The sequence below is a fragment of the Psychromonas sp. SA13A genome (assembly GCF_011378715.1).
GTDB lineage: Bacteria > Pseudomonadota > Gammaproteobacteria > Enterobacterales > Psychromonadaceae > Psychromonas.
The window spans coordinates 63,590-89,497 of record NZ_WTKU01000018.1 but is presented as its reverse complement, the minus strand read 5'-3'; the positions used below and the strand labels follow the sequence as shown (position 1 = coordinate 89,497).

Here is a 25,908-nt window from a genome sequence, read left to right as displayed (position 1 = left end):
TGGGATTGTCGAGATTGCGTCATAACAAACTACCTCCGAGCATGTAAAACTACATGATCAAAAGATAGATTGATAATGACTATTAATCAAAGTTTATGGCTGTCCACTAGTTTAACGCCTTTACTGGCAATCCAACGCTTACCGGTATGCGCTGCAAATGCGGCTAATTCATCTAGCGAGCCTACCGCGCCTTGGTAGTCTTTTCCAAAACTACTAGCTAGCGATAACCAACTTTCACTGTCAAGTCCAAGTGTGTTGAGCAATTTAGGATGATGGCTAACAATTGCACCGCGTTTATCATCTCGTAAAATACGACCGATCCAATCGACCAACTCGATATAATCAAGCAGTGAGAATGGTATACCCTTCTGACTACTTACAAGAGATTGAGCTTCATGCTCATCACCTATAAAACCCAATAATGGCTTTTTCTTAAAACTTAACCCGACCAAAGAAGACTCTTTGTTGTTTTCCTCTTTAAAAGCAACACCATGTATGCGCTCATAAGCAGAAGTATACTCTGACGTTTCAACACTATTATTCATTTTGGCACGAACTGGATTAAGGTCGACATAAGCCATACAAGTTAACAATGCATCTTCATCTAGCAAAGCCTGAGACTTAAATCTACCTTCCCAAAACCGACCAGAGCACTCATCTTCCTTATTCGCTTTACGAGCGATAAACTCATTTAAACAACGCATAAACCAAGATATATCGACTAAACGTTCTCGCCAACCATGAATGATAGTTAATGCCGCTTTATTTTCCGCTACTGAGATGGTTTGTTCACTCAACCACCGCTCTACTAATACAGGCTTAGAATAGAGCTCACACCAACGTTCACAGACCTGTTCATTACTTAGCCCTTCATTAAGCAGTTCATCCACATGCAACACTAAATGATAATGGTTAGACATGATGGCATAGGCACAAATATCGATATTAAATACTGAAGCAAGGTAATGCATGCGCTCAATGACCCATTGACGTCGATGTTCAAAGGACTTGTCAGCATATTTATCTTCACCACATAAATAAGCGCGACGAACACAACGGGAAATGCAATGGTAATAAGGCGTATCGGCAAGCGATACTTGGGATTGTCGAGATTGCGTCATAACAAACTACCTCCGAGCATGTAAAACTACATGATTAAAAAATAGATTGATAATGACTATTAGTCAAAGTTTATGGCTGTCCACTAGTTTGCTCACTAGTTTGCTAGTTTGTTCCCTCAAGCACTTGAATGGTTTGGAGAAAAAGACACGATGATATTTTGTGACTTCATTCAAAAATGGCCCTCACTTGCTAAGGTAAAAAAGGCAAGAAAACAAACGTTATTAGACTTCTTCGATAACCATAACTCACATTACTCAGTGGTGAATAACGCACGAATTATCAGCATTCAGAATGCAATGCCGTTAACTGAGGACAAAGGTATTATTGAACCTAACCAAATGCTAGTAGAGGTACTCATTGCTCAATTTAAAGTGTTGTTAAAAGGTATTGAAAAACTCGATAAAGCAATAAAAGCAACTTATAAAACACAACATGATAAAGTGATATTTGATAGCTTACCTGGTGCAGGCCCACAACTTGCACCACGATTATTAGTCGCATTTGGTAGTGATAGAGAGCGTTATCAAAATGCTTGTGAACTACAACAATATGCGGGTATTGCCCCTGTCATTGAGCGTAGTGGGAAGAAGATGTGGACACATTGGCGTTATAGTTGCCCGACATTTTTAAGACAAACATTTGTTGAATGGGCTGGATTTTCTGTCCGATATTCGTTTTGGACAAAGGCTTATTATGAGCAACAAAAAAGCAAAGGAAAACCACATAACAGCATAATAAGATCGTTAGCGTTCAAGTGGATCAGGATAGTTTTTAAGTGTTGGAAAACCAATACTCCGTACGATGAATCAAGATATTTAGAGGCGCTTAAACGAAGGAATTCACCGCTATTAAAATTTGCAATAAAAAGCTAATTTTTACTAGCGGTCCACCTCAGGGCGTGTTGTTAGCTTACCTCACACCAAGCATTTACTCCCATTTGGCCTACCAAATAGAGTAAAGCAGCAACTGCGGGAGCCAGTAACGTTGCAGCAAAACCTAAGGTAGCACCTATCGCAGAAGAAATCGTAGTAATGCAAAGCCCTTTTACAATATTTGACTCCATCCCTAGTTGTTGGCGTACTTGTTCATACGATTCATGGCCACAAACAAATTTACGAAACTCTTCACAAAAACGGTCATAGAAAGGTTCAGGGTTTCCCCCTCCGCCAAAACCTACGGTGGAATTAGGCCCTTGTGCAGATATACACTGTGTTGTTTGGTTTAATTCGTGGGGGTTTATTCCACCTAGTGATATCCCGCCCCCCTCTGGAACATACGCGCCATTTAACATACCGACAATACGTTGGATCGCGGGAGAATAGATTAGTGAACCTGACTGGCCTGGACGAGACTGAATATTTATTACCGCATATTTACTTTTAATACCATGAGATTGCAATAAGACTTTCGAACCTATTTCAGCACTTTGATAAGTCAATACTCTGCGACCTTCAACACAATGAGGATAACCATAAATATGAACATTTTCAGACACTGATACAGAATCAAAACTTCCCAACTGCGGTAATTTCCCACTAAATGTAATTCCTTGAAGTTGAAGCAAGGCAATATCTTTTATCGGGTCACTCTCAACAATAGTGGCAGGAATACTTTGGCAACTAGTATCACTTGTATCTTGATATTGTGAGAAATTTGTTACATGAGGCATTAATGCAACTAAACCATTGTCACTATCACCAACAACATGCCTAGGAGTTGCGACAATTCCGCTATTACGAACCATAAATCCAGTTCCTAACATGTTAATACCATTAGTCCCAATACGACCAATTACGACTACTATTTGAGTGAATATTTGCACAGCTACTCCGAGTTATATTTGTAAGCTAGCGCCGCATTAAGCGGACAAAAATAGTGGGTTAAAATGTGTAGCGAAGCGAAACGTAACCCACTGTTTTTGTTCTGTTTAAATGCCTTGTTAGCCCTTTGATATTAAAATATAGTGCAATTTGTAATGTTACCAACGGTTTGACAATTGCTACGCTTAACCGAACCATATGCTTTAGCTGCATTGTCATACCCCTTACTCACTGCGTTACCAGCTTCTTGAATTGCATTACTCATATCTTCTCTTGCTTCTTGTTTTTTAAAATTGTGACGGACTAAAGCCCCTCGGCCAAAATTTTTGGCCTCAGAGCATAGTTCTTCTGACACATCCCATCCGTTAGGTATATCTTTCCTTCTAAATTGCTCATCTTTTATCATTTTCCAATATTCAAAATCTTCTTGCATACCTAAATTGAAACAAACATCCAAATTATCCATGTTAGAAATTTCTACTTTCCTACCTTGTTCGATCTCTTGAATTGTTTTACAACCAGACAATAATACCAAAGCAATCAAAATTAATTTTTTCATAAGTTACCATAAAGTAAATGATGTTATTTTACTGTAATACTCAAATAGAGGGCTAACAATATTATTAAACAGAAATATTCCGTATAACTGATGGATATACAGAACACACTATTTTATTTAAATTTGACATGACAATACCAAAATAAACAAGCTAATCATAATGTTAATGACAAAAACTAAAAGCTTCGTCATGTGGATAGACAGAAATATTCCGCATTGTCGACGGAAATACGCAATAGCACATTAACTGTGTATAGACGCACTACTTATAGTTAAAGAAATTAAAATGAAGTCTATATTTTTAAATGCTATTACCAGCAATATGCATTTGAAGTTTTATAGACATAAAAAAACCCGCAAGCTTTTTAATAAGCGTTGCGGGTTTTTCCGTACCTTGGCGGTACTTAATGTGGCGGAGAACAAGAGATTCGAACTCTCGAATGTAACTACGATAAATAAATTAGTTTAAAATCAAACGCTTAACTATATAGCAGGTTATGCTTTTGTACCACTCACTTGTACATATTTTTAATATACTTTCATTGTCTCAAAAAACCTAACTATTATTACCTTTATGTTTTCTTGAAAAGTGTATTTACACTTGGACATTCAAACGATCCAGAATTCATAATATCGTATTTCTGCATACTCCCACACCTTAGCTACAACTTAAATTACACACTATACGTAATCAAGATTAAACTGTGATTTTGGAGACATGTATTTTTACTTTCTGATAGAATCTCACATAGAAATAAACTTATAGGAATACACGTGCAGCTACCCTCTCTAAAGGTTGATGATCAATCTGCCTCATTATCATGGGGTTCTTCAGAGCAAGAAAAAGGTGAAATATTCACTAAACCAACTATCGTGGAGTTCATGCTTAAAACTAGTGGTATATTTAATAATCTATTCAATACCGCAACACGAATTCTTGAACCATCATGCGGACAAGGCGAGTTTGTCATATCAGTAACTACAAAGCTGGTAGATTTAACACAGCAAGGACAAGGGGAATTATCCTATCTTGATACACTTAACCTTATAACTGCTTATGATATCTCTCCTTCAAGTATCGAAATAGCCAAACATAAAACTCAACAAATATTGTGTAAAATCTATTCAAAAAAACAGGCACAGGCGATTGTATCTTCATGGTTCCATCATGGGGACTTCTTATTGACTGAACTTGAATCATCTTTTTCTCATATTATGGGTAATCCTCCTTATATTCGAATTGAAAATATTCCAACCACAATCCTTGCAGCTTACCGTTCTCGATTCTCAACAATGAAAGACAGAGCTGACATCTACATCGCATTTTATCAGAAATGTTTAGAGTCATTATCTGACAAAGGTAAGCTTACATTTATATGCACTGACAGATGGACAAAAAACCTATATGGCTCTTCATTAAGAGCCTTTATATCGAATGGTTATCAATTGGACATGTATGTAGATTTATACGGTAAAGATGCGTTCCAATCTAATGTTCTGGCATACCCAGCTATAACTCAGATTTCCAAACAAAAACAAAAACTTACACTTATAGTACATCAACCAATATTTAATAAAAATTTAGCTGAATCTGTATTAAGAATATTTGAGAATAAAGAGCAACCCTCTGAGAATATGCAGATCAGAAAAGATATTATTGATAATCAAAAACCATGGTTATTTGGTAACGGAGATGAATTAGCTCTAATTAAAAGACTGGAGGATACTTTTCCATCTCTTGTAGACGCAGGATGCCAAGTATTTATTGGTGCTGCCACAGGAAATAATAAAATTTACATAGTTAATGACAATGTTGAATTAGAGCAATGCAGAAAGTTACCTGTCATTACAGCTGCTGATATTCGGACTGGTGAGTTAAAACCTTCAGGTAATTTCATTATCAATACTTACAATGATAATGGAGTAATTAACCTTGAAGACTTCCCGCTCTTACAAATTTATTTAAGAAACCATGAGGATATTCTAAGATCAAGGCATGTAGCAAAAAAGACACCTTTACATTGGTTCAAAACTATAGATAAGGTTCATCCAACCAGAGCAGCCAAAGAAAAACTATTAATCCCTGATATAAAATCGAAATTAATGGCTGTATATGATGCAGGAGAATTCCACCCAAATAATTCAATTTATTATATTGTTACAAATGATTGGGATATTAGAGCATTGCAAGCAGTTCTTATGTCAGGAGTTGGTCAAATGTTTGTTGCTGCATATTCTACAAAAGTTTCTGGTGGTAATCTAAGATTTCAAGCACAGCACTTAAGGCGTATTCGTTTACCTTTATGGCAAGATGTCAGTGCCAGTATGGCAGAAAAGCTTAGACTTGCAGCTATAACAAATGACTTACAAAGAGCTAAGCAATTGACAGCACAACTGTATAACTTTAATGAGCAAGAAACTCAACTATTAGGATAAAATATGACCGAAGTGATAAAAAATGCAGTTAGGCATTTCTGGAATACAAGAAATGGTGGGACAGGTGTATTAGGAGGGAAAACCCTCGATGGCTTTGTCAACTTAGTGCAGCATGTTATTGATGATTCAAATTTAGAGGATTATGAAGTACATACTGGTAAAAATACATCACAGCTTCCTGGATATTTTAGACCTCATAAATCTTGGGATATTGTTGTAGTTTACCAAGGGAAACTTGTAGCTGCAGTAGAGCTTAAATCTCAAGTCGGTTCAATTGGTAATAATTTTAACAACCGAACTGAAGAAGTTCTAGGCAGTGGGTTCGATTTGAGCACTGCAATTGAAGAGGATGCTTTCCCAGCTGGGACACCGCCATTTATGGGATATATTATTTTAGTTGAAGACTCTGAAGCTACTAGACGATCTGCATCAATTAATATGAATTTCTTCCCTGTAATGAATGGGTTTCTAGCTGATGAGGATAAACGTAGTACTGCATATCTACCAGTAAATGGAAAGTACCCTAAAGCAACAGGAATTTCATATCTTGCAAGGTACGAAATACTATGCAGGAAATTAATGCTTAAGAGAGTATATAGTTCAGCTGCATTAATAGCTGCATCTATAGAACACTCATCCACAGGTGATTACCAAAGCTTAAGTGGCATAACTAGTATTGAAGCATTTTTACAAAGATTGAACGACCATTGTAATATGGTTGCTGAATTTGATTAATATACAGAAACTTAGCAATTACAGAGTTGATTTTAACTTACAGTACCCATTAGGTATACCCAAATGACTACGGTCAGATACTGATCAAACAGTACCCGTTAGAGTTGATTTTATTTATTAGGTACATTAACCTTTATCACCTCTAAGAACCAAACGGGTACACTACGTGGCACATATTGCTTATCTTCGAGTCTCTACAGTAGACCAAAATACTAACCGTCAGCTTACTGATACAGGAATACCTTTTGATAAGACCTTCATTGATAAATGCAGTGGAGGTTCAACTAAACGTCCTGCACTAACGGAACTTAAAGACTACGTTAGAGAGGGAGATACTATTCACGCTCATAGCATTGATCGTCTAGCACGTAACTTGGCTGATCTAAAGCAACTGATTAATGAATGGAATAACCAAGGTATTAGCGTGAGGTTTCATAAGGAAAACTTAACCTTCACGGCTAGTGGTAATGACCACATGTCAGAGTTAATGCTAAATATGCTAGGTGCAGTGGCTCAGTTTGAGTTAGCAATTATCCAAGAAAGACGTCAAGAGGGTATAGAGAGAGCTAAAGCAGCAGGTAAATATAAAGGTAGGCCTACTAATAAAGCAAACCACCAGCGTATTCATAAATTAAGAGCGCAAGGAATATCTTTAAGAAAAATAGCAGTATCAGTTGGTGTATCACTATCAACTGTTCAAAGAGCTTTAGATAAGTAAGCAATTGTCTAAAAACTTCACCTATCTGCATGAGGTCTATATGCCCTTATGTTTCGACCCAAAATAACCTCCTACGAAACTAACGACTTATATAATTAGTTGCACTTTATTGACTATTTTGCATTGCTAACTTTTGATAAAATTTTAATATAAATCATTATTATCAATACTTTACAGAAAAATAATCCATTGATAAAATTTCCTACCACCAATCACCTATGAAGTTAAAACACGAGCCTTTAGGCACTAAATTAACAATATTAAATAGATAAGGAATAGCATGACATCAACTCTAAAAGACACTAATAACATCGTACGAGCATATGTAAGTGGATCATGTACTCCGCAAGCTAAATCAGGCGGATGGGGAATAGTGTTGATACGTACTGGAAAACGACTAGAGAAACAAGGTTCAGTGGCACATACAACTAGCAATCAAATGGCTTTAACCGCTGCTATTAATGCTCTTGAAATAATAAAGAAAAATAATTCAGATAAGCAAATAATCGTGACTACGGTTAGTAAATATGTTGTTGATGGTATTACACAGCATATTAAGAGCTGGAAACTTAACGAATGGAAAAATAGTAATAAGAAACCTGTACTAAATAAAGATCTATGGATTCAGTTGGATGAGTTGAACCAGTCTATGGATGTAAATTGGTTAAGAGGTGATAAAACACAAGAGGAGCTTGTAAAAAGTGAATCTTTGGCTAGAGATGCCAGAGCTATAAAGAAACACTAACATTAATGAACCTTTGGACTTTTAGAATATCATTGTGACCCTATAAGCCTTCACACAACGGGCTCTACAGGAAAACCACAACCAACCGTACACATGTGTACACTTGAGAATATATTAGGGTGTACACAACAGTGTAGGCTTTATAAGGCATCTAAAAAATGAACTTTTGTAAAACACGTTTTGGTTAAATATCGTTAAACTAGGCAATCGTCATAGGCGTACCAATGCCCCGCCCCTCCCCCCTGTGTATGAACTACAGCAAGCAACAACCTTAATATTTTTAATTCAGGATCTGGGCACCACCACGGATTCATGCAGGGAGACTATGGAAACTTAACATTTAATTTATAGTTATTATCAGTAGTGGCTGTATCGCTTGGGGATACAAGGAGGGAACCCTAAAAGTAGTCTAATATACATTTAGACTACAACTAAAGAACAAAACAATAAAAATAAAATGGAAAGCAGAAAGATAACCCTATCAGCAATCAATGCAGAAGATAGAAGATACCAAGTGAGAGACCCGAGGACTTCTCCATATGGTGAAAAATCAAATCTAGAACGTGCATCAAAGGAGCACATTAAAGGCATTATTAAGAGCCTTAGTGAGAACAAAAGGGCTAGGCTTGCTCCCATTGAAGTAATAGAAGATCCTAATAACAAAGATAAATATATCATTGTGGATGGGTTCCATAGATACGAGGCTTACTCAAAGATCAAGGAGAGAACCAAAGGAGGTCGTTATAAGCAAATTACAGTAAAGGTATACACTGAAGGCGTACCGCTTAAAAGAGCCCTTACAATCAATACAGAGCACAACGCATTACAGTTAACGAATAACCAACGGGATGAGCTAAAATGGCAGCAATTCCTTAAACTAATGCAGCGGGACAAAGAGCCAAGTAAGAAAGTTACTGTAAAAATATTAGGTCTAGCTGAATCGACCATAGGTACTTGGCGTAAGGTCAGAAGACAAATTATTGAAGCAGGATTCTTTAAGAATGGAAGCAACGTACCCAAGCATCCTATTACAAAGCTACCAATGCTTAAACCAAGCCGTGACGAATTAAAGAAATGCACTGACTGGACAATACCTGAAGATCCCGAGGAGACGGAAGGAGCATTAGCAGAAGAAGACCAAGAGACAGCTTATGAGATATTGAAAAAAGCAAATAAAGCAATTGAGTCAGAGAAACTAGGCAGGTTCATAAAATACTTCTGGGGTAAACCTCTTGATGAAGTAGACCTTACCATGAGCAATGAAGATCTTATAGAAAAAATCAAGGAAGAGGATTTTACAACATAGCTATAATAAACAAACATTAACGCTACAAACCACCAGCAGTAACTCAGAAAGAAATCTAAAGGTTAATAAGCTGGTGGGATATCGCGCTAGGTATTAACTAATAAGTAAGTAGACTAATGAATGGACACAAGCGGACTATCATCAGAATAACAACTTATAATCTAGTTAAATCAAGACGAGGTACTCGGTCAATAACTTTCTTTTTAATAGTTAACTCAACCGTACCATAAGACGCCCCTACACCCTTTGTCTTATGTCCAGTAATAGCATCACTAATAGTGTCAGAAACCTCTAAACTACGCATTATAGTTTTAAAGGTATGCCTAAAGGCATGAAAGGGTTGGTCAATAGAGACCCCTAGTTCCTCTACCACATCGCTCCACCATTTGGATAAACAGGGTGATTTTGACTCATATTTATTTTCTTTAAGGTCTGGAAATAAACGACCTTGAGAAGCTTCCACATATTCAAGAAAACCTAATTCAATAAGGTGTTCAGGAATTGGGAGATGCCTTAAAGAAGAGTCCGTTTTAACACTTTGTCCCTCACCCCTACGAATATTGAAATAATGAATCCCATTTTGATGTTTAACAATATCTGATTTATCAAGCTGTGCCATTTCTTCAATTCTTGCACCAGTATATCTACACATTAATGGAATCCAGTAACAAGCCATTCCATAAGGTTTATGAGCATACGCATCTTTAAATACATCAACACTAAATATCAATTCTACTTCAGCAGCTGTATAGCCTTTATCTTTGTCACACTCTATTTTTTTCTTTGCTTTAGGGGTTTTTACACCTGTAATAGGGTTGGTATTTATTAAAGCTAATTCAACAGCAAAACTAAATACTGGGGATAGTTTCTTCAAGCTATTCTTAACAGTCATAGGTTTAATTGTTTCAAGCCCTTCTTTTTTCACTAACTCAACCTGTTTTAATAAGGGTAGACCTCTAATCGATTGTTTTTTTGACTTCGGTAGTTGTAACAAAGTATCTCTATATTCAACTATATGAGCTCTGTTCAACTCACTCACATCAATATCACCAATAAGCTCAATCAGTCTTTTAACCTGCAATTCGGTTTCATCCAAGGTTTTTCTACTTTTATCCGTTATGATCTCAGAATCTTTATAACGCTGAAACAAATCAGATATTGGGTTATCTACGTTTATGCTCTTTTTAAGCTCTTTTACCTCTTTCAGAGAGATAGATAAGGGCTTTTCAGATATAGGATTGATAATTGGGTTATAACCAAAGTCACGCTTATGACGAGCTCTACATAAGGCTTCTAAACGATGTACATAATGATAGAAAGAAACAGCTAAGCGTCTGAATGAATCACTATTAAAGGAGACTACTAGACCTTCACGGACTAATTGAGCTTGTATAGATTCTTTTAAATCATTTGAAAGTTCTTGAAGCTGAGCAGGAGAAGCAAAATCAATCTCATGACCAGATAGCGAAAGTGTATCAGATAATCCAAACTCATGGATATGACCACCTTTATCACGCTCATATTTAAGGATGCTACTGTAACCGCTTGACGTTTCTATTTGATCTCTAATGTAATCAAACCAACGCTCTGCAATGATAGCGCAGTCTCTCTCGCTAAGCTCAATATCGGATTCTTTTGATAACTGCAACTTAGCTAAAGCAAGCTGTTTGTTAGCTTCTTCAAGATACTTTCCAAAAGACTGCTTTGCTTCAATGAGGTTTTTAGTTCGTAAGGAGGACTTAAAGACTGTTTTTCCAATAAAAGGTATTAACGCTTTTGGAACAGCCATTCTGAAATAATAAACACCAGTTTTAGGATGTTTGTATGGGGATGTCATAATACTCATTTGTACCTACCCTTTGTACCACTAGGTAGTTACACTAACTCTCTTAAGCCCTTGAAATACGCCCCCTCCAGTAAGCAAGGGGGTTTATAAATGTGGCGGAGAACAAGAGATTCGAACTCTCGAAGGGTTGCCCCTTACACACTTTCCAGGCGTGCGCCTTCAGCCACTCGGCCAATTCTCCGTAAATTTTAAAACTGCTCATTAATCATACTGGAAGTGCGTATGTATTAGATAAGCGGAGCGCATGATAGTTAACTCGGTGCTGTAAATCAACTATTAACGCTCATTATTCAGATATTTATGACAATTCTTGTTGTAAATAGACGGCTGCGCCTAATAAACCAGGATTTTCATGGGTAATTAAGTAAGTAGGTACTGTTTTCAAAAAGCCTGCAAAACGCCCTTTAGCTTCAAAAAATGCACGGAACTCACTATTTTGGAAGAAGTCGATAAAGCGAGGCACGATACCACCAGCAATATAAACGCCGCCCTTACAATCTAAGTTCAAAGCTAAGTTGCCGGCAAAACCACCCATTGCTTGGCAAAACAAGGTTAATGTTTGTTCAGCTATTTCGCATTCTGCCGCTAATGCTGATTTGGTAATTTCAGCGGGTTCAAAAAACTCAGGTTGTTTACCAGCAAGACGGCAAAGTGCATGATAAATATTCACTAAACCTTGGCCAGATAATAAGCGCTCATTGGATACATGACCAAACTGCGATTGTAATAATAATAAAACATCGGCTTGTTGTGATGTATTAGGTGCAAAACTAGAATGTCCGCCCTCTCCATCTAAACTCACCCATTTTTGATCGTGTTTAATAAGATGGGATACGCCCAATCCAGTGCCAGGTCCAAATATAGCTTTCACTGCATTGTCGACCACTTCACCACCACCAATTTGAATTTTTTGCTTATCGTCAACAAAAGGGACAGCCAGTGAAATAGCGGTGTAATCATTGATAACATAGAGCGTTTTTAAATCTAGCTTGTGCTGTAACTCACTTTTTGAGAACTGCCAGCTCAAGTTGGTCATGCTGACTAAATCATCTTCAACTGGGCAAGCAATGCCAACACAAAGGTGACTAACGGGATCTGATAAAGTAGCAAAATATTGCGCTAATGCAGATTCTAAAGTGATGAATTGTGCACATGGATACTCTCTTACTTTAGACATTTCACCACTGGCGATGTCTAACACTGCTAAACGTATATTGGTGCCACCGACATCTGCAACAACTGATAACATGGTTCTGCTCCTACACTTTTTAAGTTTCTTTGATCAAGAGGCAGATCAGCCTCTCAGTTTTTTTTATTTTAGCCTTTTTTATTTGATCTAAAACATTGTTTTTATGTAATAAAATGACAAGAAAAGCAGGCTACTTTATAATCCATTTAGAATTTAAACGATTTTTTTGTAGTTTTATTTCATTTCTAGTTACAAAAATTCTTACTAGACACTAATCGCATCGTTACTACTGAGTGAACAATATAATGAATACTTTAGAGTTAATTAAAAAAAATCTCGATACATTTAGTAAATCTGAACGCAAAGTAGCGGAAGCTATTTTGGCGTCTCCACAAACAGCTATTCACTCTAGCATTGCTAATTTAGCAAAAATAGCAGAAGTCAGTGAGCCGACGGTTAACCGCTTTTGTCGTCGCTTAGACACTAAGGGTTTTCCTGATTTTAAACTACATTTAGCACAAAGTTTAGCGAATGGTACCCCATATGTGAACCGTAATGTGAATGAAGATGATGGCCCTGAAGCTTATACTTCGAAAATTTTCGAGTCGACGATGGCTTGTTTGAATGCAGCGAAGAACGGCTTAGATGTAAATTTGATCAATCGTGCCGTGGATGTGCTTACACAAGCAAATAAAATATCTTTCTTTGGTTTAGGTGCTTCTTCATCGGTTGCGCACGATGCACTTAATAAGTTTTTCCGTTTTAACATTCCGGTATCGTGTTTTGATGATGTGGTGATGCAACGCATGAGCTGCATTAACTGCACTGAAGGTGATGTAATTGTTTTGATCTCTCATACTGGGCGCACTAAACCTTTGGTCGAAGTTGCTCAACTTGCACGTGAAAACGATGCCTTTGTAATCGCATTAACAGCGGCTAACTCGCCTTTAGCTGAACAAAGCAATTTAGTGTTATCGCTAGGCGTGCCTGAGGATACTGATATTTATATGCCTATGTCGTCACGTATTGCACAACTGGTATTGATTGATGTATTGACCACTGGATTTACGTTACGCCGTGGCGCTAAATTTAGAGATAATTTAAAACGCGTTAAAGCGGGTATTAAAGATTCTCGTTTTGAAAAAACAGAAGATTAGACATTTTTTATCTTGCAAACGTTCACTCGCTTTAATGTGAGCCGTTTGCAAGTTAGCTTCCCTAACAATTGTTCCCAATACTCACAGCTAATGATCATAGCGAAGAACTATAGTGAAAAACCATAGCTAATAATCGTGATAACATAAGTTGTAATCGAAAGTTCATTAACCCCCTTTATACTTATCTTTTTATTTTTAACAGGAGTTAACATGCCAAGACGTACCAAAATCGTAACCACTTTAGGCCCCGCAACGGATCGTGGTAATAATTTAGAACAGATTATTGCTGCTGGCGCTAATATGGTACGTATGAATTTCTCTCACGGTGAAGCCGCTGATCACGTAAAACGTGCCCAGCAAGTAAGAGAGATCGCGAGTAGATTAGGTAAAGAAGTAGCTATCATGGGGGATCTACAGGGTCCTAAAATTCGCGTATCTACTTTTGAGAACAACAAAATACAATTGACTATTGGTGATAAATTTACACTCGATAGCGATATTGAAAAAGGCCAAGGTAACCAGCAACAAGTTGGCCTTGATTACAAAACATTACCGCAGGAAGTTGATACCGGCGATGTATTGTTATTAGATGATGGCCGCGTTCAACTAAAAGTTGAATCTGTTGAAGGTAATAAAGTACATACGGTTGTTACTATTGGCGGACCTTTATCTAACAATAAAGGAATTAATAAACAAGGTGGTGGTTTATCTGCCGCTGCGTTAACAGAGAAAGATAAAAGAGATATTTTTACTGCTGCTGAAATTGGTTGTGATTACCTTGCCGTTTCATTTCCTCGCAATGGTGCTGATTTACATTACGCACGAAAATTAGCACAGGAAGCAGGCTGTTTTGCAAAAATAGTCGCTAAAGTAGAACGTGCTGAAGCAGTTGAAACTAAAGAAGCTTTAGAAGACATTATTTTAGCGTCTGATGTGGTGATGGTTGCCCGTGGCGATTTAGGTGTTGAAATTGGTGATGCTCGATTAGTGGGTGTTCAAAAAGATATGATCCGTACTGCTCGTCGTTTAAATCGTGTAGTGATCACTGCAACGCAAATGATGGAATCAATGATCAGCGCACCGATGCCAACACGTGCTGAAGTAATGGATGTCGCTAATGCGGTATTAGATGGTACTGATGCGGTTATGTTATCGGGTGAAACCGCTGCGGGTGATTACCCTGTTGAAACGGTTAAAGCAATGAGCGAAGTGTGTATTGGTGCTGAAAAACATCCAAGCATTAACGTTTCTAATCACCGTATCAATTATACCTTTGATGATCCAGGTGAAGCTTTAGCCATGACGACTATGTATGCGGCTAACCATACTAATGGCGTGACAGCGATTGTTGCTTTAACAGCCTCTGGCTCTACCCCATTATTAATGTCACGTTTGAGTTCTGGTCTGCCAATTTATGCATTATCAAGCAATCAACAAACATTAAATTACTGTGCTCTATACCGTGGTGTAACACCGGTTAAGTTTGACTCTACAACGACAAACAGTATTGAGTTCATTGCTAATGCGCTAGAAACGCTTAAGTCATCGGGTTTAATTAAAATTGGCGATCTAATCTTATTAACACACGGTGATAATGTTAAACAAGGTTTCACCAATACTTGTAAGATTATTAAAGTAGAATAACGTTTAATTAAGTTTGTAGTAGTTCAGTTAAGCTTATTAACAACTATAAAAAAATGCTCATAAAAACAATGACCATAAAAAAAGCCGCTTTATTGTTAACCTTATTAGTTAGCAAAAAGCGGCTTTTTTGTTTTTATCGATTGATGAGTCAATTAATAGTTAGCTAAGTAATTGATTCGTTAAACACTCAGTCTTTACCCTACAGGTGCTGTTTCTACAAAGATTGGGTCTGTATTCGCTAGGGTTAATAGATGTTGTAAATTCGGCAGATCCTTTAATGATAAAAGATCTCGGTACGTTGCCCAGTCAAGAAATACGGCTACTCTCATTTCTGCATTGGTTAATGGTAAAGCTTGGCTAAACTTTTTGTTATTCATCGCCACTAACCCTGATTGTGTACGCTGCTGTTGACGTGTTAAATACAGGCTTTTTTCAGGCGTGATGCCATCAAACTTAGCTAACATAAATAAGTTTACGTATGCATCCATCAAGGTATTGGTCATATGGTAGAGCTCAACTTCTTCTACATCTGATAAAAAGTCTTCCCCTGCTACTTCATAGATATGCGTTAAAATCGAGCTAGAGTCTGTTAATTGTAATTCACAATCAACCAATAAAGGTACTTTTTGGGTTGGCGATAACTCTGCGCTTTTGACCATGTCTATTTCAATGAAATCAAAATCTAATGCTGTTTGTAAAAATGCAATACGACATTGGCGTACAAAAGGCGAAGTATAACTACCGTATAATTCCATGAGGATCCCTAAAATATCAGTAAACTAAAAAATAAATGCAGCGTCTCAGCTTTCCATGACTTTGCATCAGTGAGGTGCTACAACATTGAGAACGTTATTAGCACCTTGAAAAACTTACTGTATGGGCAGATTAATGAATAGTCAATAAACACTGTTTATTAAGTTAACTATTTTCAATGCGTTGGCATCTTTGACAGCTAGTCCTATAAATAAAGTTGTAACCAAAACTTCAATTACAGCTTTAAACAAAGCTGTAATTAAAACTATCGTTGTAACTGAAAGCTATCGTTGTATCGAAAAATATAACTGTGGGCAGGGGTTGAGCTTTGGCTTTGCCATGTTCGTTATATTGGTAAAACCCGATTACGACCTAAACGTTTTGCTTTATATAAATAGTCATCGGCCCGTGCGATTAATTCGCTGATGCTTTCACCCGATTTACTTTCAACGACACCAAACGATGCGGTGATGTTATTGATCATTTGTCCTGAACGTTTGTCTTTTAAGGTCAATTTTTCAAATTGTTTTCGTGTGGTTTCGGCAAATTGCCGTGCGATTCGTACATTTGTTTTAGGTAATAACATCACAAACTCTTCACCACCAAATCGATAAGCCGTGCTCCCATTGCGCATAACATCATTGATTTTTCTACCGACTGCTTTTAAGACTTGGTCGCCTAATAAATGTCCCCAGGTATCATTGAATTTTTTAAAATGGTCGATATCACAAAGAATAAGGCATAAACCTTTGGTATCGGCTTTTAAATACGCAGATAACTCAGTATCAAATGCATTGCGATTAAATAATCCAGTTAAAGAGTCATACATAGCCGCATGGCGAGTTTGCACTAACTGTTCTTTTAATGAATCAATTTCACTTTTTGCAACGCTTAAGCTATTACCAAAAAAACGCGTTGCATTACGCATCTGTTTGGCATCTCTTTCTAGATTCTTTAATAACCCGATCACCTCATCGATAGACCAGCCTTCTTCTTCCACTTTACTAATATTAGCGACAGTCTTTTCAAAAGATTGTTGAAATTGATTGGTATCAGAATGGGTATCAATAATTGACTTATCAAGCTGAAGCATCATTTTTTCAATGGAGGTACGGAGCTCTGAGGTTGCATTCTCTTCTTCCGAACGAATATGTTCTCGATACAAGGATTCAGCTTGAATAGGTGGGCAGTTATCATTATCTTTCAATAATTTATCCATTGACTCTTTTAATGCAACATTTTTTTCTGCTGCATAATTATACCAAAGTGCATAATTACTGGGTGTGGTCGGGACTGAATATTTCATCATCAGTGGTAATGCTTTTTTTAAATTTTTTGCTGATTCAACAATTAATTCTCTGCTCATAAGGCTTCTTTCTTATCAAGTCATTGTAAATAGTGATTATAGTGGTTAAGAGTATAGATTGATTTATGAAAATTGATTTATTCAGTATCAATAAGTAAACGTAATGGATCACATTTTTAATCATAACTCGCCTTAATTATCGGCTGAAAAATAGTTTTATAGGTATTAAGCGATAATGCACCATTAACTGTGTCCGTTGCCGTTCAAATTACAGAAGCTAATAAGCAGTTAGCTATCCCCTTACTTTCTATTCACTGATTTAAATTAGCTAACTTACTTTACTAACAGCGAGTTTTGGCCCCCCTTTTTTGCCTTAATTTAACTTTTTCTGATCTGGTTCAGTAAATGTTAGTACATGTCGATTTACAACAGAATATAAAGCAAGTACCCTTGCCGCCTTGCGCGTGATTGCGCTATTAAACTTAGCTTTTAATGCTAATAAACTTAACAAAGGTAGACAGTGTGACAGAAAAAAAATCATTTACATTCGCGACGATTTTGACGTTTATTATTCCCTCTTTAATTGGCTTATTATTATTTATGACGCCTATTAATTACGATAATGCGTTAACTATCCCGATCGCGATTATCTCCAAAGCCCTACAAGCGTTTCTAGGAGATTCTGCCACATTGATCGTAACCTTAGTGGTGCTAACTACTGCGGTTTTAAGTTTATTATGTAAATTTATTAAACCTGCTTTTTTAGTAAATAATGAATTTTTAAATGGATTATTAAACGTCAGCCCTGCTTGGTTGTTGGTACGCGTATTAGGCGCGATTTTTATCACTCTAACCTATTGGCAAGTTGGCCCAGAAATGATCAACTCAGGTAATACAGGGGCCTTAGTGTTGAACGACCTATTACCTATTTTACTTTGTGTATTTATTTTTGCTGGTTTGTTACTACCTTTATTGCTTAATTTTGGTTTGTTAGAATTATTTGGTACCTTATTAACCAAGATTATGCGTCCTGTATTTAACTTACCTGGCCGTAGTGCCATTGACTGTATGGCATCTTGGTTAGGTGACGGCAGTGTTGGTATTCTATTAACCAGTAAACAATATGAATCACGTTTTTATACGCAACGTGAAGCGGCTGTTATTGGTACAACGTTCTCTGCTGTATCCATTACCTTTTCATTGGTGGTGATTGCACAAGTTAAATTAGAGTACTTATTTTTACCTTTTTACCTCTCTGTATGTGCAGCCGGTTTAGTTGCTGCTATCGTAGTGCCTAAATTACCGCCTTTATGCTTTAAAAAAGACACTTATATTGATGGTTCTTCACGTCACGAAAATGATGAAAAAACGCCTGAAGGTCACCATGTTTTATCTTGGGGATTACATCAAGCATTAGAGCGTGCTGAACATTCCAAAGGAATTAAACATACAATAGTAGATGGCTTAAAAAATGTTATTGATATGGTCTTTGGTGTGATCCCAGTGATCATGGCGATTGGTACGGTAGCCTTGGTTATTGCTGAATATACGCCTATTTTTAATTATTTAGGCATGCCATTTATTCCACTACTTGAACTATTACAAATTCCAGAAGCTGAACAAGCATCAACCACTATTGTGGTCGGTTTTGCAGATATGTTTATTCCATCGATTCTAGCGGCTTCTATCGAATCTGATATGACCCGTTTCATCATTGCTGCAATGTCTGTGACTCAATTAATCTATATGAGTGAAGTCGGTGCGTTATTAATAGGCAGTAAAATACCGATTAATATTGTTGAATTATTTATCATTTTTATTCTTCGTACTCTGGTGACTTTGCCTGTGATTGCTGGAATAGCACACCTTATATTTTAAAGCGGTACTGAGATAATAAAATGGACATTACACTATACTTGCACGCTATGACCGGTTTATTGGTTATTATTGACCCCATTGGTTCGGCGCTTATTTTTAATTCACTAACTTCTGGTAGTGATCAAAAATACCGTAACTTAATGGCCATAAAGTCAGTTTTAATAAGTGGTGTAACGCTCATTTTATTTGGTAATTACGGTGAGGCATTGTTTTATCACCTTGGCATTAATATTAACTCCTTACGCATTTCCGGCGGTTTATTACTTTTCTATACCGCCTTTATGATGATCACACAGGAGTTAAAATTTGCTAAGACTGAAAAAGACGCGGATATTTCAGTGTTTCCAATGTCGATTCCCTTATTAGCAGGGCCTGGTACCTTAACTTTAGCTATTTTATTATTTTCTCAAAATACAGAAGGTAATTCAGTGGTCTCGGTTAGCGCTGCCATCATCAGTGTTTTAGTAATAACCTTGTTCGCTATGGTCACATCAAAGTACTTAAAAAAAGTCATAGGTAAAACCGGTGATGAAATCTTACGACGTTTTTTAGGCGTGATCCTCGCTGCGTTAGCGATTCAATTTATTTATGAAGGTATTCGTAACATCTCGATGTGATAATAATTGGCAAGGTATAACTATTTTTACACCTTGCTAATTTTTAGTACCTTCTTATCTTTCGATGCTTTGTTAATTTTTTGTATGCTAAAAACAGCAATGGTTAATTAGCACACTTCAATACTTTATAAATCTAAATTAAGCTGCTTTTCTTGTACTTCAGGTTTTAACATGACACTGAGACCGAGTAGCCTTATCTCTCGACCCTGTTGTCGTTGTAGAATTTCCTGTAGTAACTCGCGAAAATGCGATAAATTTAGCTGCTTTTGCCCATGTTCTATGGTAGTTAATTGAAAATCAGCAAACTTAATTTTAATGCTCTGTTTGGTAATTTTTTTAGAAGGGGAAGCACGTTCTAATCGTTTATCCAATTCATGATAAAGGTGCTGTTCAATGAACTGCCAACATTCATCAAAAGTTGAAATATTGCTTGAAAATGTTCGTTCTACTCCAACCGATTTTCGCTCTCGTTCAGTGATCACTTCCCGTTCATCAATGCCATGGCTGTAATTCCATAACGATAATCCCATGCGACCAAATTTTCTAAGTAATTCACGATAATCAGTATTTTTAATATCTTCACAAAGGTAAAAGTTTTCCTGATGAAGTTTTTTTAAACTGACTTTACCCACACCCGGTATTTTCTCAAGAGGCAGTGTATCGATGACACCTTGAACTTGATCCGGTGGAATAACACATTGGCCATCTGGTTTATTCAGATCAGAAGCGACTTTGGCCAGAAACTTGATGGGAGCAACGCCCGCTGAAGCAGTCAAATTCAATTCATTGCGTATATCATTTCTAATGGCTTCAGCTATTAACGTGGCCGAACCATGTAATTGTCGGCATTCTGTAACATCAAGGAATGCCTCATCTAACGATAACGGTTCTATAAGGTGGGTATAGCGCTCAAAAATAGCTCTTATCTGTTTCGAAACAGCTTTATAAACGTGCATTCGACCAGGTACCACAGTTAATTGCGGACATAACTTCAAAGCCTGAGAGGTTGGCATTGCGGAATGTACGCCATATTGTCGTGCATTATAGTTACAAGTACTGATCACCCCTCGCTGTGAAGTACTTCCTCCAACAGCAAGCGGTATATCTTTATAATTTGGTTGATCACGCATTTCTACCGATGCAAAAAATGAGTCCATATCGATATGTACTATTTTACGCTGCAAAGGTGTTTTAACATTCGCCTCTGTATTCGGATAGCGAGTATCTTTACTCATATCATGACAAACCTTAAATAGAATGATGTGATAAACGATTAGATATAGTTAAATTGCATAGTTAAATCAACTGTTTTTATATCCAGTTGATGATATTGAAATATGCAAAAATTACAAGCGTTAATAAAATGTCTTAATTAGGTTTGACATTACCCTAAGGGTAAGGGTTATGCTTTATGCATCGAAACTATACAGTAAGGCTTTTTAGTCTTTTATGAACAACCTATTACTGGATAAACAATAAGCAGGAGATAACTGATATGACAACAACGCAACAAATAACATTCCCTGTCTATGGTATGAATTGTGCAAGTTGTGCGAGTAAGCTAAGTGCTGCCTTTAATACTCTTGATGGCATAGAGGCGAATGTAAATATCACACTAGAAAAAGCAAGTTTAGACGTCAATAAGTCGCTATTAAATGCCCCGCTTGCGCCACAAATTATGACTATTTTAGAGCAAAAAGGCTATCAAACGGATCATCAACAAGTTATTTTTGAAGCTGAGTGGTCTTGCTCAAGCTGTGTTGAATCAACGGTTACAGCCTTAAAAAAACATCCATTAGTTGTTGATGTTAAAGCTAACTTTGCAACGCAGACTGTGTATATTGAAACCCTAGCCAGCTTTGTCAACGACACATTCATTAGTGAACTTGTCGATTTAAGTCCCTACCCATTAACACAAAAAAAAGCACTAAACTCACAGCAACAACAATTAGCGAAACAACAAAAAGAAGATAAAAAACAGTTACATGAAAAACTCGGTTTAGCTATTGCGCTATTACTAAGCTTGCCATTTTGGTTGGCCATGGTGAGTATGCTATTTAATGATGCCCCGCTATTATCACCTTGGTTAGAGTTTGCCTTGGCGACCCCTTTGCAATTTATTGTCGGCGCTCGTTTCTATAAAGGAGCATGGAGAAGCATTAAAGGACGTTCAGCAAATATGGATGTGCTAGTGGTGTTAGGCACCTCTGCCGCCTACTTTTTTAGCCTGTATATGATATTAACAGGACATGCTGGGCATCTTTATTTTGAAAGCAGTAGTTTAGTGATTGTATTGATCCGTTTAGGGAAGTTTTTGGAGTTTCAGGCTAAACAAGCTAGCTCAAAAGCCGTGAGTGCGCTTAGTAAATTACAAGCTGTTGATGCTTTAGTCAAAAAAGGCAAAGAATTTAAACGCGTGCTGATTGATCAAGTACAAGTGAACGATCTAATACAAATCGCTGCCGGTGATAAAGTACCTGTTGATGGAATTATTTTAGAAGGAAGCAGTTATATTGATGAGTCGTTATTAACCGGTGAAAGTAAACCAATACTCAAGCAAGTAAAAGATACAGCCTTTGCCGGTACCATTAATGGCGATGGTGTTTTATTAATGAAAAGCACCGCTGTTAAAGAACAAACTAAATTGTATCAGATTATCCAATTAGTTGAGTCAGCGCAAATGAGTAAAGCGCCTATATTACAGTTGGTTGATAGAATAAGTGCTATTTTTGTACCGATTGTATTAGCCATTGCGCTGGTCACGTTTAGTGCATGGTGGTTATATAATGGTGATTTTGAACAGGCATTAATCCACAGTGTTGCGGTATTAGTGATCGCCTGCCCCTGTGCGTTAGGTTTAGCGACACCAACGGCTATGGTAGTGGGTACCGGCTTAGCTGCACAAAAAGGTATTTTAATAAAAGATATTAATACGTTACAGCTTGCACATAAACTAACTCACATTGCCTTTGATAAAACAGGTACTTTAACTAAAGGGCAAGTTAGTTTAAATAATATTACTGCCTTTGATAAAGACTTTTTGCCGTTATTATTGGGTTTACAACAGGCAAGCAAGCACCCCATAGCCAAAGCGGTCAGTGCACATTGTCAAACACTTAATGTACAGGCAATGGACGTGAGTGACATTAGTAGTATCCATGGTGAAGGCATTCAAGGTCATTTTAATAACCAAGTCGTGATTGCAGGTAATGCTAAGATATTAGCGCGATTTGATATCGATTTAATACAGCAACTTGCTATTCATGGTGTTAAGCCAGACTCAACAGATAATATTATTTATGTTTGTTATCAACAATATCTGATCGGCTATTTTACTATTGAAGATCAAGTGCGTGCTGAAAGCCAACAAGCTATTTCAGACTTACATGAATTAGGTTTAGCAACCACACTTATCAGTGGAGATAAGGAAAATGTAGTGCAGTCGATGAGCAAGAAGCTGGGTATAAAAAGTTACTTTGCTGAGCAAACGCCTGAACAAAAACTGCAACAGCTGTCGACATTACAACAACAATCACTGGTTGCCATGGTAGGTGATGGTGTTAATGATGCGCCTGCATTAGCAAAAGCAGACGTCAGTATAGCAATGGGAGGGGGCAGTGATGTTGCAAAACAAACTGCTTCAATGACATTAATGCGCGACGATCCTCGTTTGATTGCAGTGGCGATTAAAATATCACGCAGTACTTGGTCAACCATTCGTCAAAACTTATTCTGGGCATTTATCTTTAATAGTTTAGCTATTCCAGCGGCTGCTTTTGGTTATTTAAACCCTACCCTAGCGGCCATTGCGATGACGGCATCAAGTTTAACGGTGTTAAGTAATTCTTTATTGTTAAAACGCATTAAAATCGACATTGATAAATAAGTATAGAAATCACTATTACACGTTAATGTGTAATAGTGACACTAAACAATGATCTTATAAATTATGAACATATAAATCATAATTTTATAACGTATGACTTTAACACTCTGCGACAGGTAGGAGCCGCTATGTATTCAATCAGCCAAGCAGCAAAAGAAACGGGGTTGTCAGTCAAATCGATTCGTCATTATGAATCTATTGGTTTGATTAGCACACCGCCTAGGGGAGAAAATGATTATCGTTTTTACACTCCAAAAATATTAAAACAACTACATTTTATCCATAAAACTAAGTTGGCAGGTTTTAACCTAAAAGAATGTAAAGCATTATTAGTACTCGGTGAGGATGAAAACAGAAGTAGCGCAGATGTAAAAAAGATTGCCTTAGAGAAAATTAAGGAAATCGAGATGCGTATTCAACAGCAGCAAGCGATTGTTAATCAATTAACCAAGATCACACAACAGTGTCACGGCGATCAACATTCGCAATGCAGTATTATCGACGCATTTAGCTAAACCTTTTCAGCTTGTATTGATCCTATTGCAATCTAGGCTTGTACTAAAAGTTAATAGCATAAAAAACCCAGTTCAAACTGGGTTTTTAAACCAATGTAACAAGCCACCAGCTCTGTTATTGCTTGGTTTCGCCTAATTGTACTGACTCATCGATAGCACCTGCATTCGGGTCGTTAAATACATCAATGTCCATCTCTCCTTCTGACTTCGCAACAATACAGGTGACCACACTGTCACCAGTAATGTTAACGGCAGTGCGGATCATATCCAACAATCTATCGACCCCAAGGATCATGGCGATACCTTCAACTGGCAACCCCACTTGATTCAATACCATGGCGAGCATTATTAAACCGACACCAGGTACGCCTGCGGTGCCTACTGAGGCTAAAGTCGCGGTCAGAATAACAGCCCCATAATCTGAAAGACTTAAGTGAATATTAAAAGCCTGTGCAATAAAGACTGTGGCAACACCATGCATGATGGCAGTCCCGTCCATATTAATGGTGGCACCCAGTGGAATGGTAAACGAGGCAACTTTATTATTAACCCCTAGACGCTTGGTTGCTGTTTCTAGGGTTACAGGGATAGTTGCATTTGATGAAGCTGTTGAAAAAGCAAAAGTGATCGAAGTTTCCATCTTTTTGAAAAACGTGATTGGATTTAAACCAGTGAATGTTTTAAAGAAAATACTATAGGTCACAAAAGCATGCAGTAACAAGGTAGCACTTAATACTAAGAAGTAATTGATTAAATTGAATATGGCTTCTAATCCAATTTCGCTAAATAGTTTTGCCATTAAGAAAAACACCCCGTAAGGCGCGATGTTCATCAACATAACAACTAACTTCATAATCACTTTGTTGAAGTCATAAAATAAGCTTGCAATGCGCTCGCCCTCTGGGCCTGAAACACTAATAGCAATACCGAACAAAATTGAAAATACAATAATTTGCAATGTATTACCTTCAGCCATAGAGCTAATAGGATTGGTTGGAAACATGTTAATAATAACGTCTCCCAACGATGGCGCGTCTTTAGTGGAATAGCTGGTTGCCTGCGCTAGATCGACACCTACGCCAGGTTCAAAAATATTAGCCATCAATATAGCAAGTGTTATCGCGATAGCCGTCGTGACTATATAAAATGCTAAGGTTTTTCCACCTAAACGACCTAATGTAGAAAGGTCTTTTAAACTACTTGTTCCACACACTAATGACACAAAAATCAATGGCACTACGAGCATTTTAAGCGTAGCGATAAAAACTTTGCCGCCAACATAAAAGATACCGTTTACAATATAATCTTGAACAAATACAACATCAGCTAATAGACTGCGGATCAAAAAGCCGACCAAAATACCTAAACCCATTCCTATCAATACACGCTTAGTTAATGACATTTTATTTTTGCTTATTGTTGGTGTTACTGCGGGATTTACTGAAGGTGTTATGGTCATATTACTTCCCTGCTTTTCATTACGTAATCCTTTACTTTTCAAAACATTAAAAATTAAAAATTAGGCTTCAATCTATACCTCATCGTTAAGTACACACGCAAGGCAAATTAACTACTCATAGGTTCGCAAAATAAATGTAGTTTAAGCACATAATTACGACCTAAGCAGTTTGTTGAATTTTGCAACTTGAATAGTAATGGGTATAGATCACAATTCT

At 37.2% G+C, this 25,908-nt stretch carries 21 protein-coding genes and 1 tRNA gene; 12 read left to right on the top strand and 10 right to left on the bottom strand.

What is annotated here, in order from left to right; translation table 11 throughout:
* Positions 1–86: 86 nt before the first annotated feature.
* Positions 87–1,121 (bottom strand): transposase, encoded by a 1,035-nt coding sequence (locus GQR44_RS14745; protein WP_166372507.1) that lies wholly within the window; start codon positions 1,119–1,121, stop codon positions 87–89.
* A gap of 150 nt (positions 1,122–1,271) precedes the next feature.
* Here GQR44_RS14745 and GQR44_RS14740 point away from each other — a divergent pair, with 150 nt between their 5' ends.
* On the top strand, positions 1,272–1,994 hold the full coding sequence (locus GQR44_RS14740; RefSeq protein WP_240923665.1) for a transposase: 723 nt from the start codon (positions 1,272–1,274) through the stop codon (positions 1,992–1,994).
* 32 nt (positions 1,995–2,026) lie between these two features.
* Here GQR44_RS14740 and GQR44_RS14735 read toward each other — a convergent pair whose 3' ends face one another.
* Together GQR44_RS14735 and GQR44_RS14730 are read right to left on the bottom strand one after the other, a co-directional pair.
* Positions 2,027–2,944, bottom strand: a complete 918-nt coding sequence (locus tag GQR44_RS14735) for a serine protease (protein WP_166372506.1) — start codon at positions 2,942–2,944, stop codon at positions 2,027–2,029.
* Positions 2,945–3,075: 131 nt separating this feature from the next.
* Positions 3,076–3,501, bottom strand: a complete 426-nt coding sequence (locus GQR44_RS14730; RefSeq protein ID WP_166372505.1) for a hypothetical protein — start codon at positions 3,499–3,501, stop codon at positions 3,076–3,078.
* A gap of 774 nt (positions 3,502–4,275) precedes the next feature.
* Between GQR44_RS14730 and GQR44_RS20070 the strand changes: the two genes are divergently transcribed.
* From GQR44_RS20070 to GQR44_RS14705, 5 genes are all read left to right on the top strand, one after another.
* Positions 4,276–5,937, top strand: a complete 1,662-nt coding sequence (locus GQR44_RS20070; RefSeq protein ID WP_166372504.1) for a TaqI-like C-terminal specificity domain-containing protein — start codon at positions 4,276–4,278, stop codon at positions 5,935–5,937.
* Between the two features lie 3 nt (positions 5,938–5,940).
* Positions 5,941–6,672, top strand: coding sequence for a PaeR7I family type II restriction endonuclease (locus GQR44_RS14720; protein ID WP_166372503.1), 732 nt, complete (start codon positions 5,941–5,943; stop codon positions 6,670–6,672).
* Positions 6,673–6,838: 166 nt separating this feature from the next.
* Positions 6,839–7,390, top strand: a complete 552-nt coding sequence (locus GQR44_RS14715) for a recombinase family protein (protein WP_166372502.1) — start codon at positions 6,839–6,841, stop codon at positions 7,388–7,390.
* Positions 7,391–7,670: 280 nt separating this feature from the next.
* Positions 7,671–8,135: a ribonuclease H gene (locus GQR44_RS14710; protein ID WP_166372501.1), complete on the top strand. Its 465-nt coding sequence runs from the start codon at positions 7,671–7,673 to the stop codon at positions 8,133–8,135.
* Between the two features lie 457 nt (positions 8,136–8,592).
* Entirely contained in the window at positions 8,593–9,441 is an 849-nt protein-coding gene (locus GQR44_RS14705; RefSeq protein WP_166372500.1) for a ParB N-terminal domain-containing protein, read from the top strand.
* Positions 9,442–9,595: 154 nt separating this feature from the next.
* On the opposite strand, the gene GQR44_RS14700 is transcribed toward GQR44_RS14705, so the two are convergent.
* The 3 genes from GQR44_RS14700 to GQR44_RS14690 form a co-directional block, all read right to left on the bottom strand.
* Positions 9,596–11,287 (bottom strand): site-specific integrase, encoded by a 1,692-nt coding sequence (locus GQR44_RS14700; protein WP_166372499.1) that lies wholly within the window; start codon positions 11,285–11,287, stop codon positions 9,596–9,598.
* 93 nt (positions 11,288–11,380) lie between these two features.
* Positions 11,381–11,468 (bottom strand) — tRNA-Ser (locus GQR44_RS14695).
* 117 nt (positions 11,469–11,585) lie between these two features.
* Complete coding sequence (locus tag GQR44_RS14690; RefSeq protein WP_166372498.1) at positions 11,586–12,536, bottom strand: glucokinase; 951 nt, start codon at positions 12,534–12,536, stop codon at positions 11,586–11,588.
* Between the two features lie 245 nt (positions 12,537–12,781).
* On the opposite strand from GQR44_RS14690, the gene GQR44_RS14685 reads away from it, so the two are divergent.
* Both GQR44_RS14685 and pyk read left to right on the top strand, forming a co-directional pair.
* Positions 12,782–13,633 carry a MurR/RpiR family transcriptional regulator gene (locus GQR44_RS14685; RefSeq protein WP_166372497.1) on the top strand — a complete coding sequence of 284 codons (852 nt, stop codon included), beginning with the start codon at positions 12,782–12,784 and terminating at the stop codon, positions 13,631–13,633.
* A 210-nt stretch (positions 13,634–13,843) separates the two neighbouring features.
* Entirely contained in the window at positions 13,844–15,277 is a 1,434-nt protein-coding gene (gene pyk, locus GQR44_RS14680) for a pyruvate kinase (RefSeq protein WP_166372496.1), read from the top strand.
* Between the two features lie 194 nt (positions 15,278–15,471).
* Here the strand turns inward: pyk and GQR44_RS14675 are convergent, their stop codons facing one another.
* Positions 15,472–16,032 carry a glutathione S-transferase N-terminal domain-containing protein gene (locus tag GQR44_RS14675; protein ID WP_166372495.1) on the bottom strand — a complete coding sequence of 187 codons (561 nt, stop codon included), beginning with the start codon at positions 16,030–16,032 and terminating at the stop codon, positions 15,472–15,474.
* A gap of 344 nt (positions 16,033–16,376) precedes the next feature.
* Complete coding sequence (locus tag GQR44_RS14670; protein ID WP_166372494.1) at positions 16,377–17,396, bottom strand: GGDEF domain-containing protein; 1,020 nt, start codon at positions 17,394–17,396, stop codon at positions 16,377–16,379.
* A 432-nt stretch (positions 17,397–17,828) separates the two neighbouring features.
* On the opposite strand from GQR44_RS14670, the gene GQR44_RS14665 reads away from it, so the two are divergent.
* On the top strand, positions 17,829–19,214 hold the full coding sequence (locus GQR44_RS14665) for a YjiH family protein (RefSeq protein ID WP_166372493.1): 1,386 nt from the start codon (positions 17,829–17,831) through the stop codon (positions 19,212–19,214).
* A gap of 20 nt (positions 19,215–19,234) precedes the next feature.
* On the top strand, positions 19,235–19,831 hold the full coding sequence (locus tag GQR44_RS14660; RefSeq protein ID WP_166372492.1) for a MarC family protein: 597 nt from the start codon (positions 19,235–19,237) through the stop codon (positions 19,829–19,831).
* A 125-nt stretch (positions 19,832–19,956) separates the two neighbouring features.
* Here the strand turns inward: GQR44_RS14660 and dinB are convergent, their stop codons facing one another.
* Positions 19,957–21,066, bottom strand: coding sequence for a DNA polymerase IV (dinB, locus tag GQR44_RS14655; protein WP_166372491.1), 1,110 nt, complete (start codon positions 21,064–21,066; stop codon positions 19,957–19,959).
* 260 nt (positions 21,067–21,326) lie between these two features.
* On the opposite strand from dinB, the gene GQR44_RS14650 reads away from it, so the two are divergent.
* Together GQR44_RS14650 and cueR are read left to right on the top strand one after the other, a co-directional pair.
* Positions 21,327–23,717: a heavy metal translocating P-type ATPase gene (locus tag GQR44_RS14650; protein ID WP_166372490.1), complete on the top strand. Its 2,391-nt coding sequence runs from the start codon at positions 21,327–21,329 to the stop codon at positions 23,715–23,717.
* Between the two features lie 128 nt (positions 23,718–23,845).
* Positions 23,846–24,232, top strand: a complete 387-nt coding sequence (gene cueR, locus GQR44_RS14645) for a Cu(I)-responsive transcriptional regulator (RefSeq protein WP_166372489.1) — start codon at positions 23,846–23,848, stop codon at positions 24,230–24,232.
* Between the two features lie 115 nt (positions 24,233–24,347).
* On the opposite strand, the gene GQR44_RS14640 is transcribed toward cueR, so the two are convergent.
* Positions 24,348–25,649 carry a dicarboxylate/amino acid:cation symporter gene (locus GQR44_RS14640; protein ID WP_346774363.1) on the bottom strand — a complete coding sequence of 434 codons (1,302 nt, stop codon included), beginning with the start codon at positions 25,647–25,649 and terminating at the stop codon, positions 24,348–24,350.
* Positions 25,650–25,908 lie beyond the last annotated feature (259 nt).